This is a genomic window from Flavobacterium flavipigmentatum (assembly GCF_020911905.1).
Taxonomy (GTDB): domain Bacteria; phylum Bacteroidota; class Bacteroidia; order Flavobacteriales; family Flavobacteriaceae; genus Flavobacterium; species Flavobacterium flavipigmentatum.
In genome coordinates, this window is the sequence record NZ_CP087133.1 from 2,346,582 (window position 1) to 2,364,356 (window position 17,775).

General features: G+C 36.2%; 13 protein-coding genes. 1 reads left to right on the plus strand and 12 read right to left on the minus strand.

The features are described from left to right. Window positions 1-150: 150 nt before the first annotated feature. Complete coding sequence (locus LNP22_RS10200; protein WP_229973363.1) at window positions 151-1,185, minus strand: aminotransferase class I/II-fold pyridoxal phosphate-dependent enzyme; 1,035 nt, start codon at window positions 1,183-1,185, stop codon at window positions 151-153. Window positions 1,186-1,188: 3 nt separating this feature from the next. Then, a complete protein-coding gene (locus LNP22_RS10205) occupies window positions 1,189-2,199 on the minus strand; it encodes a dipeptide epimerase (RefSeq protein WP_229973364.1) in 1,011 nt (336 codons plus the stop codon). Window positions 2,200-2,568: 369 nt separating this feature from the next. Here LNP22_RS10205 and LNP22_RS10210 point away from each other — a divergent pair, with 369 nt between their 5' ends. Further along, window positions 2,569-2,970 (plus strand): excinuclease ABC subunit B, encoded by a 402-nt coding sequence (locus tag LNP22_RS10210; RefSeq protein WP_229973365.1) that lies wholly within the window; start codon window positions 2,569-2,571, stop codon window positions 2,968-2,970. On the opposite strand, the gene uvrB is transcribed toward LNP22_RS10210, so the two are convergent. From uvrB to rplS, 10 genes are all read right to left on the minus strand, one after another. After that, window positions 2,967-4,958 carry an excinuclease ABC subunit UvrB gene (gene uvrB / locus LNP22_RS10215; protein ID WP_229973366.1) on the minus strand — a complete coding sequence of 664 codons (1,992 nt, stop codon included), beginning with the start codon at window positions 4,956-4,958 and terminating at the stop codon, window positions 2,967-2,969. The two genes, LNP22_RS10210 and uvrB, sit on opposite strands and share 4 nt — an antisense overlap. A gap of 130 nt (window positions 4,959-5,088) precedes the next feature. Continuing rightward, window positions 5,089-8,208 carry a TonB-dependent receptor gene (locus tag LNP22_RS10220; RefSeq protein ID WP_229973367.1) on the minus strand — a complete coding sequence of 1,040 codons (3,120 nt, stop codon included), beginning with the start codon at window positions 8,206-8,208 and terminating at the stop codon, window positions 5,089-5,091. A 408-nt stretch (window positions 8,209-8,616) separates the two neighbouring features. After that, window positions 8,617-9,561: a 23S rRNA (adenine(1618)-N(6))-methyltransferase RlmF gene (gene rlmF, locus LNP22_RS10225; protein ID WP_229973368.1), complete on the minus strand. Its 945-nt coding sequence runs from the start codon at window positions 9,559-9,561 to the stop codon at window positions 8,617-8,619. A 149-nt stretch (window positions 9,562-9,710) separates the two neighbouring features. Continuing rightward, a complete protein-coding gene (locus LNP22_RS10230; protein ID WP_229973369.1) occupies window positions 9,711-10,373 on the minus strand; it encodes a thiamine diphosphokinase in 663 nt (220 codons plus the stop codon). A gap of 139 nt (window positions 10,374-10,512) precedes the next feature. Further along, window positions 10,513-10,953 (minus strand): DinB family protein, encoded by a 441-nt coding sequence (locus tag LNP22_RS10235; protein ID WP_229973370.1) that lies wholly within the window; start codon window positions 10,951-10,953, stop codon window positions 10,513-10,515. A gap of 8 nt (window positions 10,954-10,961) precedes the next feature. Beyond that, a complete protein-coding gene (locus LNP22_RS10240) occupies window positions 10,962-11,444 on the minus strand; it encodes a GyrI-like domain-containing protein (RefSeq protein WP_229973371.1) in 483 nt (160 codons plus the stop codon). 10 nt (window positions 11,445-11,454) lie between these two features. Further along, on the minus strand, window positions 11,455-12,276 hold the full coding sequence (locus LNP22_RS10245; RefSeq protein ID WP_229973372.1) for a DUF4249 domain-containing protein: 822 nt from the start codon (window positions 12,274-12,276) through the stop codon (window positions 11,455-11,457). A gap of 39 nt (window positions 12,277-12,315) precedes the next feature. Beyond that, window positions 12,316-14,697, minus strand: coding sequence for a TonB-dependent receptor (locus LNP22_RS10250; RefSeq protein ID WP_229973373.1), 2,382 nt, complete (start codon window positions 14,695-14,697; stop codon window positions 12,316-12,318). A gap of 139 nt (window positions 14,698-14,836) precedes the next feature. Then, a complete protein-coding gene (locus tag LNP22_RS10255; RefSeq protein WP_229973374.1) occupies window positions 14,837-17,059 on the minus strand; it encodes an NADP-dependent isocitrate dehydrogenase in 2,223 nt (740 codons plus the stop codon). Window positions 17,060-17,341: 282 nt separating this feature from the next. Next, the gene (gene rplS, locus LNP22_RS10260) at window positions 17,342-17,692 is read right to left on the minus strand and encodes a 50S ribosomal protein L19 (RefSeq protein WP_055098496.1); all 351 of its coding nucleotides are present in this window, start codon (window positions 17,690-17,692) and stop codon (window positions 17,342-17,344) included. Window positions 17,693-17,775: the final 83 nt, after the last annotated feature.

A 17,775-nucleotide genomic window follows, 5' to 3' on the forward strand; every position in this document is an offset into this window, starting at 1 on the left:
TACAAAGGTACGTTTTAAAAGTAATTTGATTACATTTTATTGAGCAAGGGAGCTGTTTTTTGCTACGAATCGCACTAATTTTCGCTAATTAAATTCTAAAAACAATACAATCCGTGAAAATTTGTGTAATTCATGGTAGACTCTTTTACATTATTTCGAATTAAAGGCGTTTAAGATGTTTGTCAATTTATCCAGATCTTCTTTAAGATGATTAGCCGTAACCACAATTCTATTAATGTCTTTGGAGTTTTCCTGATACCTGAAATTGGCAATAATAATGTTGTTTTCTTTGAGAACTTCAGTGATACTTTCTATTTCGATATAAATCAGCGGATACGTTTTATCAAATTTAATGTTCTCATTTTTGATTAGTTTTGAATCTATATACTTCAGGTTCTCTGTTAGTTTTTGATGTTGAATTTTGTAAATCTCCTCTGCATCAGCCAAAGTTTGCACAAAAGCAGGATTCATTCCGGCAGCAGAAACGAAAGTATCCAGATTTTTTATTCTATCTATGAAAGAAGTATCACTAGCAATTACGCCTCCAGTCAAGCCAAATGCTTTACCTAACGATGCCAGCATAATTTTTCGTTGAATAGGAAGGTGTATAGAGGAGTATATTCCTGAGCCTTTTTCTCCCAATATGCCTAGTGAATGCGACTCATCAATAACCAAAGTGATTTCTTTACAACTTGAAATTTCTTTTAAAATACTCAAATCAATTGCTTTTGTTTGATGCGAAGGCACGGCATCGGCAAGAATTGTTATTTTTTCAACAGCATTATCGAGCAAACGAGTATTTAATGTACCATTGATTAAAACAGGTAAACTATTAGGGGTTTTAATAGCAGTGTGAATCTCCTGCAAGTGAAAAAAGCAAGCTGTATCTTTTCGTAATTCGTCCATAACGAGTTTTCCTGCGAGCATTCCCGAAGAAACGGTAACTGCTGCTGCGGCTTTTACGTGTTGAGCCAAAAAAAGCTCACCATCATCATAAGCAGTAAGTTTGATGTTGGCACTTCTGGAACTTCCATAAGTTGTTCCCCATCTCAGGATGTTTTTTACCACTAATTCCTGAAACATGGTGTTTTTTGGCAATCCCAAATAGGCGGTTCCTCCAAAATACAAATATTGTTCTTGGTCGATTTCGATGATTCTATCTGGAAATTGTGTTACTTTCATCATTATTTAAAGTAAAGTCACGCCAGTTCCGTTAAGTTCCGAATAATAAATGATGCCGTCTTTTATGGTCACACCCGTTGCAATATCTTGGGCAAGTAATAGTGCACCATCCATATCTACATAATCCAATTGAGGTAGCAAATGCGCAATAGCTGAAATTCCAACGGTTGATTCTGTCATGCAACCTACCATCGTTTTCAATCCTAACTTTTTTGCTTCCTCAATCATGCGCTTTCCAGGTGTTAAACCGCCACATTTTACCAGTTTTACGTTTATTCCGTGAAAATGATTGAAGCATTTCGCCACATCCGCTTCAATGATACAGCTTTCGTCTGCAACGATTGGCAAAACCGAGTGTTTGAAAACTTCTTTATGAGCCTCCCAATTGTCAGCTTTCATAGGTTGTTCTAAAAATTCTACGCCTAATTTTTTCAGTTCAACAGCATTATTAATCGTTTCTTCAACTCCCCATCCGCAGTTGGCATCAATTCTAAAAATGGCGTTGGTATGTTTTCTGAGTTCTTTTACAATGGCAATGTCTTCTTTTGTTCCTAATTTAATTTTATAAATAGGCCAGGGCAATTCCTGCATTTTAGAAACCATTTTTTCTATAGAAGCAATTCCGATGGTGTAGTCCGTCATCGGATTGTTTTCGGTAGTGTAATTCCATAATTGGTATAATTTTTTGCCTTTTTTCCGCGCATACAAATCATTGTAAGCCAGGTCTAAAGCGCACAAAGTAAACATATTTTCTTTTAGGTGAGGATGTATTTTAGACCAGAATTCTTCGGGAGTTTCGTCTTCTGTAGCTTCGATCAGAGGTTTTATTTTTTCTAAATCTGCCATCATTACGGGAACCGTCGTCTTGTAATAAGGGTTTGATGTGGCTTCTCCATATCCGGAAAATCCATCGCTTTTTAGTTCCACGATTAACGACGGCTGAAAATCGATAGATTCTCTTGATATCGTAAAAGTATGTTTTAGTTTTAGATTGTATTCTCTTAATATTAGTTGCATTTTTTATTTTTTTTAAATTTAAAAACCGATTCAGAATTCTATTTACAGAATTTATCTCCTTTAGAATTTTATATTTTTTGTATGATTATAGGTTGATACTTTCATTATATTAAAAAAGTGAAAAAGAAAATATAACTATTTATGAATTGAAAAGATCAGATTGAAATGCAATTTTAGTTAAAAAAAACGATTATTGAAGTTAAAATTGTTAAATGATTTAATTTTAATGAAGCTCTGTTGTTTGATGCAGTATTTTGTGATTTTTGTTTTTCGTTTAAGAATTTTATACTGCCTATTTTATTGATATACGTTTCAAAGATTTGTCTTTTAAAAGTAAAAACAATATTTTAGCCAAAATAAAAAAACCAGATGAATACCCAAACCGATAAAATAAGTTTGCTTCTCGAAATGATTGCTTTCTCTACAATTGATGGGAAGTTGCATAAGAGAGAACACGAATTTTTGTGGTTAGTGGCTCAGGAACTGCAAATTGATGTGGTCACCTTTCAGGATTTATTTCATCAGGAAATCAAACCCACAGTGATCAAGTCTGAGTTTCAGCGTATCCAACAATTCTACAGATTGGCGCTTATCATGTATTGCGATGGTGTTTTGCACGAAAAAGAAGCCATTGCGATTCAGCAAATTTCAATACAAATGGGACTCAATCCTGCGGCTACCAAGCGTATTTTGGATTTAATGAAAAAAGCACCCAATGCAATCATCGATCCTAAACTTTTACTGAAAGTTTTTCAGGAACAGCATAATTAAGGCAATTGTTCTTGTAGTTTTTTTATATCGTCACGTAATTTTGCTGCCTGTAAAAAGTCAAGTTCCTTCGCCGCTTTTTCCATTGATTTGCGTTTCTCACGAATCATTTTTTCTAATTCGGCTTTTGGTAAATATTTCGTTTCTGGTTCTGCCGCAACAGACAAAGTGTGACCTAGTTCGTATTCTACCAAAGGATTTTTGGTAAAGGCGCTTTCTATTTTTTTATTTAAAGCCTGAGGAGTTACGCCGTTTTCCGTATTAAAGTTAATCTGTTTGGTTCTTCGATAATTGGTTTCGTCAATTGTTTTTTGCATACTTGCCGTAATTTTATCGGCATACATAATGGCTTTTCCGTTTAGATTTCGAGCTGCCCGACCAATAGTTTGGGTGAGCGAGCGGTGGCTTCGTAAAAAACCTTCTTTGTCGGCGTCTAAAATTGCAACCAACGAAACTTCCGGTAAATCAAGACCTTCACGAAGCAGGTTGACTCCAATTAAGACATCAAAAATACCTTTACGTAAATCCTGCATAATTTCGATACGCTCCAAAGTATCGACATCTGAGTGAATGTAACGACAGCGAATACTCACTTTGGTTAAATATTTGGCCAATTCTTCCGCCATTCTTTTGGTCAGAGTGGTAACCAAAACCCTTTCGTCCAATTCACAACGAATCTGTATTTCTTCAATTAAATCATCAATTTGGTTCAAACTTGGGCGTATTTCTATAATTGGGTCTAATAAACCAGTTGGGCGAATTACTTGCTCAACATAAATTCCGTCTGATTTTTGCAATTCATAATCGGCGGGCGTTGCAGATACGTAAATCACCTGATTTTGCATGGCTTCAAATTCTTCAAATTTCAAAGGGCGATTGTCCATAGCTGCAGGTAAACGAAAACCATACTCGACCAGATTTTCTTTTCGACTACGATCGCCTCCATACATAGCGTGTACTTGCGAAATGGTCACGTGACTTTCGTCAACTACCATTAAATAATCATTTGGAAAATAATCCAACAAACAGAAAGGTCTCGTGCCCGCTTCTCTTCCGTCAAGATAACGTGAGTAGTTCTCAATTCCGGAACAATAACCTAGTTCACGAATCATTTCAAGGTCAAAATTGGTGCGCTCTTCTAATCGTTTTGCTTCCAGATGTTTGCCTATTTCCTTAAAATAATCAACCTGTTTGACCAAATCTTGCTGAATTTCCCAAATTGCCCCTTGCAAAACATCTGGTGATGTTACAAACATGTTGGCCGGATAAATAGTTAGTTTTTTAAATTTTTCTATAACTAATGAAGTTTTAGCGTCAAAAGATTCTATTTCTTCAATTTCGTCTCCAAAAAAGTGAATTCTAAAAGCATCATCAGCATAACTTGGATACACTTCTACAGTATCACCTTTGATTCTAAAGGTTCCGGGAGTAAAATCAGCTTCAGTTCGGGCATATAAACTTTGTACCAGACTGTGTAATAATTTAGTACGTGAAATCACCTGATCTCTTTCGATAGCAATAACATTTTTCTGAAATTCTACAGGATTTCCAATACCATATAAACAAGAAACAGAGGCAATAACAATTATATCTCGACGACCTGATAGGAGAGAAGATGTAGTGCTCAAACGCATCTTTTCGAGCTCTTCATTGATAGATAAATCTTTTTCTATAAAAACACCTGTAACAGGCATGAAAGCCTCTGGTTGATAATAATCGTAGTAGGATACAAAATATTCTACCGCATTATTCGGAAAAAATTGTTTGAATTCTGAATATAATTGCGCTGCTAACGTTTTGTTATGTGCCAAAACCAATGTCGGTTTTTGAACTTCCTGAATAACATTGGCAACGGTAAAGGTTTTTCCAGAACCTGTAACACCGAGTAATGTCTGGTACTTTTCGCCATCACGAACACCTTGCGCTAATTTTTCTATCGCTTGTGGTTGATCTCCTTTAGGGCTGTAATCTGAGGCTACTTGAAATTCCATTTTAAAAAGTAAAAGTTCTTATTTACAAAGATACAAGTTTGATTTCTTTTTATACGAAAGTAAAATCCAAAAGAAAACCGCCAACAAATAAATGCTGACGGTTATTCCATTTTACTAATTCTGGGATAACTTAGAAACTAAAGCTCAATCTTGCAAACACAAAACGTCCGTTTTGACCAAATTGTGAAACATTTCGTGAGTAAACAAACTGATTTTGATTAGACAAATCAATAGCGGTTGCGGTTGGCGCATAGGTTACGTTTCCACCTGCATCAACACCATTGGCTCTTCTGGCGGTTTGCGGACCTAAGTTTTTATCAGGATAAATGTCAAAAATATTGTTAGCTCCAATTACAATTTTAGTAAAATCAGTGATTTTAAAGCCTACAGACATATCAGTAATTACTTTTCCTCCCCAAACTGGGTGCTCATTTTCTACAGCTCTACCATTTACAATCGTGGCGCCCACAAATCCGTCACCATTTACATCCGCAACGTTTGGATCTGTAACTTCTCCAAAATATACATTTCTTAAAAAGAAATCGAATTTTTTATAAGTAAGATTATTTGTTAAGTTCACTTTTATTCGTGGCACTGCTTCTTCCAGATATATTCTTGAGGATTCAGAGTAATAAGTATTTACCTGTCCGGCGGCTTCCAAAATTGGTGAAGCGTGAATACTACCTACCTGCTGTGTTTTTGAAAAAGTTCCTGACAAATCATTTTTTAAGGTCAAATTTTCATTTAAATTTAATTTGTTCGTAATCACAACATCGATTCCTTTTGATTCCGTATCGATCGCATTAGCAAAGAAAGTAGCTGCATTGGCGCCCGCTTGGTCGTAAAGCGACTGTGTTACAGGAGTTGGAGTAAATTGATCGGTAAGTACCACTCTATCTTTTATTTTTATGTAATAAGCATCGGCCGTGATCGTAATATTAGCTGATGGTATTTTGGCACTAAATCCTGCACTTGCACTTCTGGATTCTTCTTGTTTTAATTTTGGAATACCCAATAAACCTGCTATTTGAGAATCATTGCTGAATGTTCCGACTTCAAAAGGTACACCTCCTGTAAATTGTGTTGCGGTCGATTCGTAGTAAATTTGATGTAAAGAAGGTGCTCTAAAACCCGTAGAGAAAGCACCGCGCAAGTTGATGTTATCTGTTATTTTGTAACGTGTGGCTAATTTAAAATTCGTAGTGCTTCCAAAATCTGAATAATTTTCAAAACGTACGGCTCCGTTTAGCAACCATTTTCCAGTAACATCTAATTCTAAGTCGGTATAAACGGCCACGCTATTTCTTTTTTCGTCTTTTGCATTAGCGGCTCTATATCCAGGAAAAACTTGCGCTCCTCCAGGTCTTGCGGCACCAAAAAAATCGGTCACTCGTATATTGGCAGGTGTTGTTCCTGTAACGACATTTCCGTTAATGTCATACTGGCTGTACGAATCAGGGACACCGGCATTGATGCCATACATTTCGTAACGATATTCAGCACCGAAAGCTACGTTTAAAGTATTGAACTTTTTACTCAAATCGAAATTGGTTGTGTTTTGAGAAAAACGCAAACCTCCTGCATCAAATTCTGTTGGAGAACCTTCTCTTAAAGTGGCATTTACAGTGTTTTCTATGTTGTAATCAAAAGCATTTCTTCCAAAGGTATTGCTCAGATCAAAATTCCAATCTTTAAAAATAGTTCCTTTAAGTCCTGCAGCAGCAGAAAGGTCATTAATAGTGGAATGTATTTCAGGTAAAAAGCCGTTCAAATACAAGCCTGTGTAGGATCTTGATTGATTGGGCCTTCTGAAAAAACCAGCAGATTCTCCTTCTCTGTAACTTGTACCACCAAAAACATACACTTCTAATTTATCGTTTATAGGGTAAGCAGCATTCAGAAAGAACTGAACACTTTCAAATGAAGATTGTCCTACACGCATGTTAAAATTTTTTCTTTCCAGATTTCTGTAAGCCAGTTCTCCGTCGGTTGCATCAAAATTTAATGCAGTTTGTAACTGCGGGATAGTGGTAGCATTACTTATGGCGGTTTGTTGAGCACTTGTAAAATAGCTCACTTGTGGCGCATATCCTTTTATCGTATTGATTATTTGTGTTGTATTTGGAGTATTACTTATATTTCCGAACAAAGAATTGATGTTGATGCCATCTTCAGAGGCTCTTTGTTCAATAGCATTATAAGCATTGTAAATAGTACCGGCTGCATCATTAGCTCTGCTTGTGGCATCACGCAATTGCAAACTTCCTGTTACGTTGATAAAACTTTTCTCTTTGCCTAAATTTGTACCATAATTCAGGTCCAATTGGTAATGATTTCCATCATTTCCGCCTCTGTGATCATTAGCATTTTTTGAGAAATTACTTCCTGAAAAAAGATTAATATCGAGTTTTTTAGTGTCTTTTTTTATATTTAAATTGATTACTCCTGCAATAGCATCTGAGCCGTATTGAGCAGAAGCTCCATCTCTTAAAACTTCAATTTTTTCTAGAGCAAAGGACGGAATAGCATTCAAATCTGTTCCTACCGATCCTCTTCCGGGAGTTCCGTTTATATTTACTAATGATGAAGTGTGTCTCCTTTTACCATTTAGCAAAACCAAAACCTGATCGGGTCCCAAACCTCTCAATTGGGCAGGGTCAAGGTGATCTGTTCCGTCTGCTACAGTTTGTGTGTTGGAGGTAAAGGAAGGTGCCACCATATTCAAAATCTGATTTAAATTGGTTTGTGCGCCCTGAGTGGCAATATCTTTCATCGCAATCACATCTATTGGCACGGCAGATTCTGTAACGGTTCTGGTTGGATTACGTGACCCAATAATGACCACATCCTGCAAAGTTTCGCCGCTTCCACTTGCTAAAGTAACATTTACAATAGGCCCGGTAACGGTCACAGTTTTGCTTTCTAGCCCCACATACGAAAATTGCAGTACGTCTCCAATTTTAGCTTCAATAGTATAATTTCCTTCAATATCGGTGACTGCTCCTCGTTGTGTACCTTTTACCAGTACGCTAACCCCGGGTAAGGAAGCTCCAGTTTCATCTACGACTTTTCCTTTTACAAGGTCAATTTTATTGTTTTGAGTTATCCGAACGGTGTTTTCTGGTGTGTTTTTAAGATCAGTTGCATTTAAATTGTTACTGTTGGCGAGAATAATGGCTAATGCAAATGGCGAAAGCGACACCTTTTTGAGTCGTAAAAGCATTCCATTTTTGAATAGATCCTTTTTCATAATTTTGGTTTGTTATTAATTTGGTTTTGAAATAATAGAAATCAAAAAAATAATTTAAAATAGGCTTTGGGCACTATAAATAAATTAATCAGAAGAGGATTTTGAATTTGTTTTTGGTATGAATCTTTAAGGCATGAGAATCTGAACCATTTGTAATAGCGACTTTATTGGAAAAGATGATGCTGTACTATGCTTGCAAATTAAAGTGGTATTGTTCGCCAGATTGTAAAACATCAAAAATAAATTTCTTGTAATGGTAAAACTACATAATTTTATATTAAAATTCTTACTCAAGGTAAAAAAAATATAAACTTTTTAGATTATTTAAGTATACGGTAGTTTAAAAGCATTAAAAATAGTTTTTTTCGAAATTTAAGATTCTATTTTTATTGTTTTTAGAATTTAAAATTACAACTTCCACTCTTTTTGCTGATTAGCGCTTAAGAAAGTCCAAGCAACAATACGACTTGTTTTTTGCCCTTGCGCCATATCAATGGTCTTGATTTTGGAAGTATTTACTTTGTTTAAAGTTTTATAAATGCTCGAAAGGTTTTCTTTCTTGGATACTAAAGTCGTGAACCACAAACATTGCATGGGATACTTGGCGCTTTCGTAAATCATTTGAGTTACAAAACCAATTTCTCCGCCATTGCACCATAATTCGGCATTGTGGCCTCCGAAATTCAAAATTGGATTGATTGTTTTTTTCTCTTTCGGATTTAAATTTGAAATCTTGCGAACAGTACTTTTGTTGGCTTCGGCTTCTGAAGCGTGAAACGGTGGATTGCACATTGTAAACGTGAATCGATCTTCGGGAGTAATGATGTTTTTAAAAATAAATCTTGATTCTGTTTGTTGTTGCAAACTGATGGCGTCAATTAAATGTGGATTGGCTTCGATAATAGTACTACAATTGTCAATAGCAACTTCGTCAATATCGGTGCCCACAAAATTCCAGTCGTAAAGTGCATTTCCTAAAATTGGATAAATACAGTTGGCGCCAGTGCCTATATCCAGACCTAAAACATTTACCCCTTCCGGCTGAATGCCGTTATTGGTTTCTGTTAGTAAATCGGCCAGATAATGAATGTAATCTGCTCTTCCGGGAATAGGAGGGCAGAGGTATTTTTTGGGGATGTCCCAATTTTGAATTTTATAATAGGTCTGTAGCAATGCTTTGTTGAGCAATTTTACAGCTTCGGGATCACTAAAATCTATTGTTTCGATGCCGTGAATGTTGATGGCAACATGTTTTTTTAATTCGGGACAATTTGAAATAAGTTGTGCAAAATCGTATCGCGAACGATGAAGATTTCGTGGATGTAAATTGGTTTTTTCAGAATCGTCTATCATTTTATTTTATCAATTTGGGTGCAAAGATAGTCATTCCTTTTTGGGAAATTGTATTTATGAAAATGATTGCCCTAGCCGTGATGGAAGCGGCATCCTTTTTCTGGCTTTTTTTGCCAGGAAAAGATACAGCGGACAGCAGGAAATAGCTTCTAATCATTACATTCCATTAATAATAAATCGCCATCTTCGTGGAAGATACTTACGAGTCCGTCCTGAGCGACGGCGTTGCTGCTGCCGGTTCTATAGCCAATTGTGAGGGTGTCATTTTGCAAAGGATATTGCAAATTGGTCGAAGAAATACCGTTTACTACGCCAATCGGAATAAGAGAAATAGGGGTTTTGGCGGTGTACCATTTTTCGAATTTTTTAGGCAATAAAAATATTTTGGAGTGATCATCGAGAATCACAATTTTGAGTAAATTTCTGTATCGGACAATGTTGGTAAGATTGGTGATGGTGTGATCGGCACGCCTTCCTGTTGCCCAAACAACGTTGACAGCGGGGATTTTTCGTTGGATAAGATAGTCAAAAGCCTTTTCCAGATCGGTTTTATCCTGATCGGGAGCGTGTACGATTTCGATTGGAAATTGCGAGGTTTTGTAGGTTTCCGGATCAAAACCACGGTCAAAATCACCCAAAAGCACGTCTATTTTGATGTCGAGTTTAATGACTCTTTCGATAGCAGAATCGAGTACGATGACCAACGGCGACCATTCGAGCAACTGTCCGAGCAACTCATTATTGCAGGACGCGCCATTAGCAATAATTAAGGCCGGTTCCTGATCGTCGCGAACTATATGGTGTGATGACATGCTGATTTTAGATTTTAGATTTTAGATTTTAGATTTTAGATTGTTGATTTTAGATTGTTGATCAGTGAAAAGCGATTTCAAGCTTTAATTTTTTTAAAAAAACTTAGAACCTTAGTCTCTCAGAAACTCAGAACCTCTCTTAAACCAATCTTCGGTGATAATTGATTTGTCCTAAATGATAGGCGAGATGTGTAGAAAGATGTACCAGAAAAAAACCTGTTGTCATTTCTTTTTCAAAAACGATTTGCGGGTAACTAGCTGCTAAATCAGCTTCTGTCAAGCTGTCAAGCGCATTGTTGACTACCGAAATAGTATCTTCGATTTTACGTATTAATTCGGATTTGGGAATGTCTTTTGATGAAAATTCTAAAGGCCTGTTTCGATTGTAACCTGTTTTACCAATTTCTGCACCAATATAGGCATTTATATTCCCGATGAGGTGCAAGCAAATATTTCCTGCAGAATTGGCGATATTTTTATCGATTGCCCAAATTTTGCTTTCGTCCTGATAGGCTTCGATTTCGCTTTTAAGTTTGTTAAGGTCTCGGTCAAAAAGTGATTTTAGAGTTTCGATTAACATAAGTATTCTTAAATTTTATTTTTTATCGGAATCCAAATATCCTCTTCGGCATTGGGGTCGTCTTTTTTGTATTTATCAGTCATCACAGCAAAATGAGGCCTTTCGTCAACAATATAGGCAGAATTGGGTAACCATTTTGTAAAAATAGCCTGGTAGGTTTTTTGAGCATCATTTGAAGAACCTTTGTGAGTAAAAACAGCGTAGTTGCCCTCCGGAATCACTAAAGTATGCATTTCTGAAGGAACTTCGTTAAAATCTGAAACCGCAACTGCCGCCCATTTTTGGAAAGTATTGTTAGGATCAAAAGGATCAAAATGTCCAACGGGAAATACTTCAAGCGAATATAAATTGGAGTTGACGGTGTTTTTAATTTCTTTTCTTCTCGGCATAAAGCCACTCCATAACTGAAAAGTTTTGTTTTCTATAAAATTCATCGAAATGTATTGCCCAATTAGCTTTTGTTCGTATAATTTTTCGATTCTGGCTTCCATTTTTCTTCTGTTATTCTATGATGTACTTTCTGGAATCGGTTTCGCTAAGCGAAAAATAACCCAACGGATAATTGGCAGAATCGGTTGTATTGATGATATTTCCTCGCACCGTTGCTGGTGGCGACTGAAAAGGGCCTCCTGAACTATTGCCTGCAATACTAACCAAAATAGTGATGTAGTTGTAATATTGTTTAGAAATACCAATGTGTGTTATCTCAATCACATCGCCGGGTTTTAAGTCTTCGTCATCAGAAATACTAAAAAATTCGTTGCCTTCAAAAAACTTATCCTCATCTGCATAATAGTTCGATTTTACTTTGTTAGAATAGAGATATTTATACAAATAATAGTTGTTTTCGTTGGCAGGATCATTGTAAAAAGTTTTTATCTCAATGTCTTGTCCAGTAAAACCACCTTCGTTATTTTGTTCAATTCGGGTAATAGGAGCAACTGCTTTAAATGTTTCAGAAGCATTGTAAGTATTGCCATTACTAATCACTGTCAGCGTATACGTCTGACCAATTACAGGTATGAAATTATTGCATACATATTGTCCTGTTTCGGGTATTTCTGTAAAATTGAATTGTTGGTTGCTGCTGTTTCGGACAAAAACGGTCGCTCCTGAAACGGTTGGAACTTTGTTTTCAAAATAATCAGCTGTGGTCGTTAGTTTTATGGTTTGTTGAGTTCCTGTCGTTCCTTTTTCCCAGTTGATTGCTGCTTCTATAACCAATTTTGGTGGAGCAGCATCCAGATCAATATCTACTACTTCTTCGCAATTGGTAAAGAAAAGAGCCATAAAAAGCACAATTAATAAGTGTAATTTTTTCATAACAATATGATTTATTTTCTTTTGATAGAAAGTGTTTTTTTAGAATTTAAAGTTATAACTCACGGCAGGAACTACACCAAAAATAGATGTTTTTACGGCTTCATTATCACCTGTGTCTACGTTCTGGCGAAAATTGATCGAAGCGGCATTTTGTCTATTATACAGGTTATAGATACTAAATACCCATTCGCCCTTCCAATTTCTGCCCTTATTTTTTCTGGGTGTCAAGGTAGCCGAAACGTCTAAATGATGATAGGCTGGCAAACGATTTTCGTTACGCAACCCATAACTCGGCACCGTAATTCCTAAATATTCATATTGGCCGTTCGGATAGGTTACAGGCTGTCCCGATTGCAAAGCAAAATTGGCTCCAAAAGACCATTTTTCGTTCAAATTATAAGAGGATGTTATGGCAAGGTTGTGGGTTTTGTCATAAGCAGAGTTGTACCATTGTCCGTTGTTGATGCCACTTTCCTGCGGAGTTCTTCCCGGTGTTTGCTGCTCAGATTTTGATAGTGTGTACGAAATCCATCCGTTTAATTTGCCTTCATTTTTCTTAAACATAATTTCTAAACCATAAGAACGCATTCTGCCGTTTAAAATTACTTGTTCGATAGCATCATTTGCAATCAAATCGGCCCCATCGATATAATCAAGTCGGTTTTGAATTTTTTTGTAATAGGTTTCAGCTTCGATAGAATAGGCTCCGTCATTGATGTTTCTAAAGTATCCAAAAGCTACCTGATCTGCAATTTGTGGTTTTATATAATTATCACTTGGCATCCAGACATCAAGCGGAGTAGGCGATGAGGTATTCGAAATTAATTGAAGATATTGCGCCATTCTATTGTAACTGGCTTTTAAAGCCTGATCATCATTGAGCTGATATGAAACTGAAAATCGGGGTTCTAAGTTATTGTAACTTTTTATCGATTTGTTTTTACTAAAATATTGAGTAGAAGTAGGAATTCCTTTTTCGTAAATCTGAAGTTCAGGGTTGAAAGTCACCGGACTATAGTTTTCATAATAATTAATTGTCGAAGCACCCAGACGATAAAACAAGCTGTAACGCAGTCCGTACGAAACGGTAATTTTGGTCGAAAGTTGATTTTCAGCTTCTATGTAAACCGCTGGTTCAAAAGCATATTTTTTATCCAATTGATCGGGATTGATTCCAGATTCGTCATTGCTAGGCTTGATAGTCCCCGGATTAAATTCATAATAGATACCATTTAGACCATAATTTAATTTGAATTTATCCGAAATATAGTTCTTAAAATCATACTTGATGTTGTAGTTTTTAATGCCCGAATCCCATGTAAATCCCACAAAATCCAGATCAAGTCCGTAATAATAATCACTGTAAATCAATGATAAATTCGAGAATAGTTTGTCTGAGTATAAGTGGTTCCAACGTAAATTTAGTGTTGAATTTCCATAAATATTGGTAAAACTTTTATTTAAACTAAAGACATCGCGACCAAAATAACCCGATAAGTACAAACTGTTATTGTCGTTTAATTTGTAACTCAGCTTAGTATTCAAATCATAAAAATAAGCCGAGTTGTCTTTTTGATCTTCAGAAAATTTCAAGAACAAATGAGCGTATGAAGCCCTTCCCCCAATTAAAAAAGAACCTTTGTCTTTTACCAAAGGGCCTTCGGCAAGAATTCTGCTCGAAATCAATCCGATTCCACCATTTACATGGAATTCTTTGCTGTTTCCGTCTTTTTGGTAAATATCCAAAACAGAAGAAGCTCTTCCGCCATAGCGAGAAGGAATACCACCCTTATATAATTTTAAATCTTTGATGGCATCGGGGTTAAAAACTGAGAAAAAACCAAATACGTGAGAAGAATTAAAGATTGTAGCTTCGTCCAGCAAAATTAAATTTTGGTCTGCACCACCGCCACGAACATTAAAACCTGATGCGCCTTCGCCAGCATTGGTAACGCCTGGAAGCAATAAAATTGATTTTAAAACGTCAACTTCTCCCATCACTACAGGCATTTTTTTTATGGACGAAATAGAGAGTTTGTTGATACTCATTTCGGGCGATTTGATATTGATTTTACCTTTATTATCGGTAATAACAACTTCCTCCAATTCTTCACCACCTTCGTTTAAAGCAAAATTATTCTTGGTATTTTGATTTAAAATGATTGTTTTTTGAATGGTTTGATACCCTAAATAGCTAATTTCGATCTGGTATTCGTCAGCTGGAACAGTAAGCGAATAAAAACCGTATTCATTGGTTGTAGTACCGATTTTTAGAGATGGAATGTAAACATTTACACCAATTAAGGTTTCGTTGTTTTTAAAGTCTTGTATAGTGCCACTTAAAGTGAATTTTTCCTGAGAAAAGGAAGTCACAGTGGTGAAAATAATAATAAGAAATGCGGCAATTTTGTTTGTTATCATTGTCGTGGTTTTGATTGACATAGTTAAGAATTCTTACTAAATATTTCCGTAAATCAATTGTTAAACATTAGTTAAGATAAAAAAAGGCAACCATTGCGGGTTGCCTTTCTTAAAGTAGTATAATAACACGTGTTGATATTTATTTAATTTCAGCAAGAATTGCATTAAAAGTTGCGCTAGGACGCATTGCCTTACTTACTAATTCAGGATTTGGCTGGTAATAGCCACCCAGTTCCTGAGGTTTTCCTTGAGCCCCAATTAATTCCGCATCAATTTTAGCTTCGTTAGCTTCGAATTCAGCTGCAATTGGAGTAAAAATGGCTTTCAATTCAGCATCTTTGTTTTGAGCCGCCAAAGCTTGAGCCCAATAGAAAGCAAGGTAAAAATGAGACCCACGGTTGTCAATCTGACCTATTTTACGTGCTGGAGATTTATCATTTGCAAGGAATTTATCGTTGGCTTCGTCTAAAGTTTCAGATAATACAATTGCTTTAGAATTGTTTAAACTTTGTCCTAAATGCTCTAATGAAGCGCCAAGAGCTAAAAATTCTCCTAATGAATCCCAACGCAAATAACCTTCTTCTGTAAATTGCTCAACGTGTTTAGGGGCAGAACCTCCAGCACCCGTTTCAAACAATCCACCACCATTCATTAAAGGAACGATAGAAAGCATTTTTGCAGAAGTTCCTAATTCTAAAATAGGGAACAGATCGGTTAAATAATCACGCAGAACGTTTCCAGTTACAGAAATAGTGTCTAAACCTTTAATAATTCTGTCAAGAGTAAATTCTGTGGCAGCCACTGGGTTTAGGATACGTATGTCGAGGTTGGTTGTATTGTAGTCTTTTAGGTATTTCTGAACTTTGGTAATCAATTCTCTGTCGTGCGCTCTGTTTTCGTCAAGCCAGAAAACGGCAGGAGTATCAGACAAACGTGCTCTGTTTACGGCTAGTTTTACCCAATCCTGAATAGGAGCATCTTTAGCCTGGCACATTCTAAAAATATCATTAGTTTCAACATTTTGCTCCATTAAAACAGTTCCTTTATTGTCTACTACACGCACAACGCCATCACCGGTCATTTGGAAAGTTTTGTCGTGAGAACCATATTCTTCAGCTTTTTGAGCCATCAAACCTACGTTAGGAACACTTCCCATTGTTTTTGGATCAAAAGCACCATGTTTTTTACAGAAATCAATAGTTGCCGTATAAATTCCAGAATAAGCACGATCTGGAATTACAGCAATGGTATCTTGTTGTTTTCCTTCTTTGTTGTACATCTGTCCAGAAGTACGAATCATTGCTGGCATAGAAGCATCAACAATTACATCAGATGGAACGTGTAAGTTTGTAATTCCTTTTTCAGAATTAACCATTGCCAGTGCTGGTCCGTTTTCGATTGCTTTTGTAATGTCAGCTTCTACTTCAGCCTGCTCAGGTCTTCCAGCGATTTTTGCGTAAATATCTCCCAAACCATTTCTGGTATCAATGTTTAATTCATTGAATAAAGCTTCGTATTTTTTGAAAAGATCAGCAAAATAAACTTCAACGATAGCACCAAAAATAATTGGATCAGACACTTTCATCATCGTCGCTTTCAAATGGACAGAAAGTAAAACACCTTCTTTTTTTGCTTCAGCGATTGCTCCAGCAGCAAAAGATTTTAATTTTTTTACGCTTAAAACAGAGCTATCAATAATTTCTCCTGCTTTAAGCGGCGTACTTGCTTTAAGAACAGTAGTTGTACCGTCTTTTGCAACAAACTCTATTTTTACATCATTCGCTTCTACTACTGTTACCGATTTTTCACTGGCGTAAAAGTCACCGTTTGGCATCGAAGCTACTTTTGTTTTTGAGTCGGCAGACCATGCACCCATTGAGTGAGGATTTGCTTTTGCAAAGTTTTTTACTGCTCTTGGCGCTCTACGGTCAGAGTTTCCTTCACGTAAAACCGGATTAACAGCAGAACCTAAAACTTTAGCATATTTTGCCTTAATTTCCTTTTCAGCGTCGTTTTGAGGCTCTTCTGGAAAATCAGGAATTTTGTAACCGTGAGATTGCAATTCTGCAATGGCCGCTTTTAATTGCGGTACTGATGCAGAAACGTTTGGTAATTTAATGATGTTAGCTTCAGGTTGTGTCGCTAATTGGCCCAATTCTGCCAAAGCATCTCCCGTTTTTTGAGTTTCTGTTAAAACTTCAGGAAAATTGGACAAAATTCTACCTACTATCGAGATATCTCTGGTTTCGATTGCAATGCCAGCTGTAGCTGTAAACGCTTGTACAATAGGTAAAAAAGAATAAGTCGCTAACAATGGCGCCTCATCGGTTAAGGTGTAATAAATTTTAGAATTCTGTGTCATTTTTTTTTTTTTTTTTATAATCGTATCGCCAAGGGTGAGCGATGTAAAAGGTATATTTGGCTCAGAATGAGCGGAGCAAATATAATAAAATCAGTCCGAAAACGGTGTAGTTTTCCGGATAAATACTCAAATTAGCAGATTGTTATTTCGGCGACTTAAAATTATCAAATCGGTGGTTTTGATATTAAAAAATTGCAGTTTTATTATTTTAACTTATAAGAACAAAAAAAAACTCGTTTCAAATTACTTGAGACGAGTTTTTTATAACAAAGAGATAATAAATTATCTTCTTTTATCCTTAATCTTAGCTTTTTTACCAGTAAGTTCTCTGAAGTAGAAAATTCTAGCTCTACGTACAGCTCCTTTTTTGTTGATTTCAATTTTTTGCAAAGCTGGCAAGTTTACTGGGAAGATACGCTCAACACCAATAGCTCCAGACATTTTACGAATAGTAAAAGTTTCTGTGTTACCAGAACCTCTTCTTTGAATAACAACTCCTTTAAAAAACTGAGTTCTTGTTTTTTCACCCTCTTTAATTTCGTAGTAAACTGTGATTGTATCTCCAGCTCCGAAAACAGGGAAATCTTTTTTAGCAACTAATTCGGTTTGAACGAATTTCATTAAATCTGCCATGATATCTTATAATTATGGTTTTTATATAGAGCAACATTCACGGATCTCGCCAGAGGTTAGTCTAATTCGGGTGCAAAAATACA

Excerpts from the sequence above, each read along its gene's own strand:
- uvrB (WP_229973366.1), bottom strand. The coding sequence starts at position 4,958 with ATGGAATTTCAAGTAGCCTCAGATTACAGCCCTAAAGGAGATCAACCA.
- LNP22_RS10245 (WP_229973372.1), bottom strand. The coding sequence starts at position 12,276 with ATGAAAAAATTACACTTATTAATTGTGCTTTTTATGGCTCTTTTCTTT.
- LNP22_RS10205 (WP_229973364.1), bottom strand. The coding sequence starts at position 2,199 with ATGCAACTAATATTAAGAGAATACAATCTAAAACTAAAACATACTTTT.
- rplS (WP_055098496.1), bottom strand. The coding sequence starts at position 17,692 with ATGGCAGATTTAATGAAATTCGTTCAAACCGAATTAGTTGCTAAAAAA.
- LNP22_RS10250 (WP_229973373.1), bottom strand. The coding sequence starts at position 14,697 with ATGATAACAAACAAAATTGCCGCATTTCTTATTATTATTTTCACCACT.
- LNP22_RS10230 (WP_229973369.1), bottom strand. The coding sequence starts at position 10,373 with ATGTCATCACACCATATAGTTCGCGACGATCAGGAACCGGCCTTAATT.
- LNP22_RS10255 (WP_229973374.1), bottom strand. The coding sequence starts at position 17,059 with ATGACACAGAATTCTAAAATTTATTACACCTTAACCGATGAGGCGCCA.
- LNP22_RS10220 (WP_229973367.1), bottom strand. The coding sequence starts at position 8,208 with ATGAAAAAGGATCTATTCAAAAATGGAATGCTTTTACGACTCAAAAAG.
- LNP22_RS10240 (WP_229973371.1), bottom strand. The coding sequence starts at position 11,444 with ATGGAAGCCAGAATCGAAAAATTATACGAACAAAAGCTAATTGGGCAA.
- rlmF (WP_229973368.1), bottom strand. The coding sequence starts at position 9,561 with ATGATAGACGATTCTGAAAAAACCAATTTACATCCACGAAATCTTCAT.
- LNP22_RS10210 (WP_229973365.1), top strand. The coding sequence starts at position 2,569 with ATGAATACCCAAACCGATAAAATAAGTTTGCTTCTCGAAATGATTGCT.
- LNP22_RS10200 (WP_229973363.1), bottom strand. The coding sequence starts at position 1,185 with ATGATGAAAGTAACACAATTTCCAGATAGAATCATCGAAATCGACCAA.
- LNP22_RS10235 (WP_229973370.1), bottom strand. The coding sequence starts at position 10,953 with ATGTTAATCGAAACTCTAAAATCACTTTTTGACCGAGACCTTAACAAA.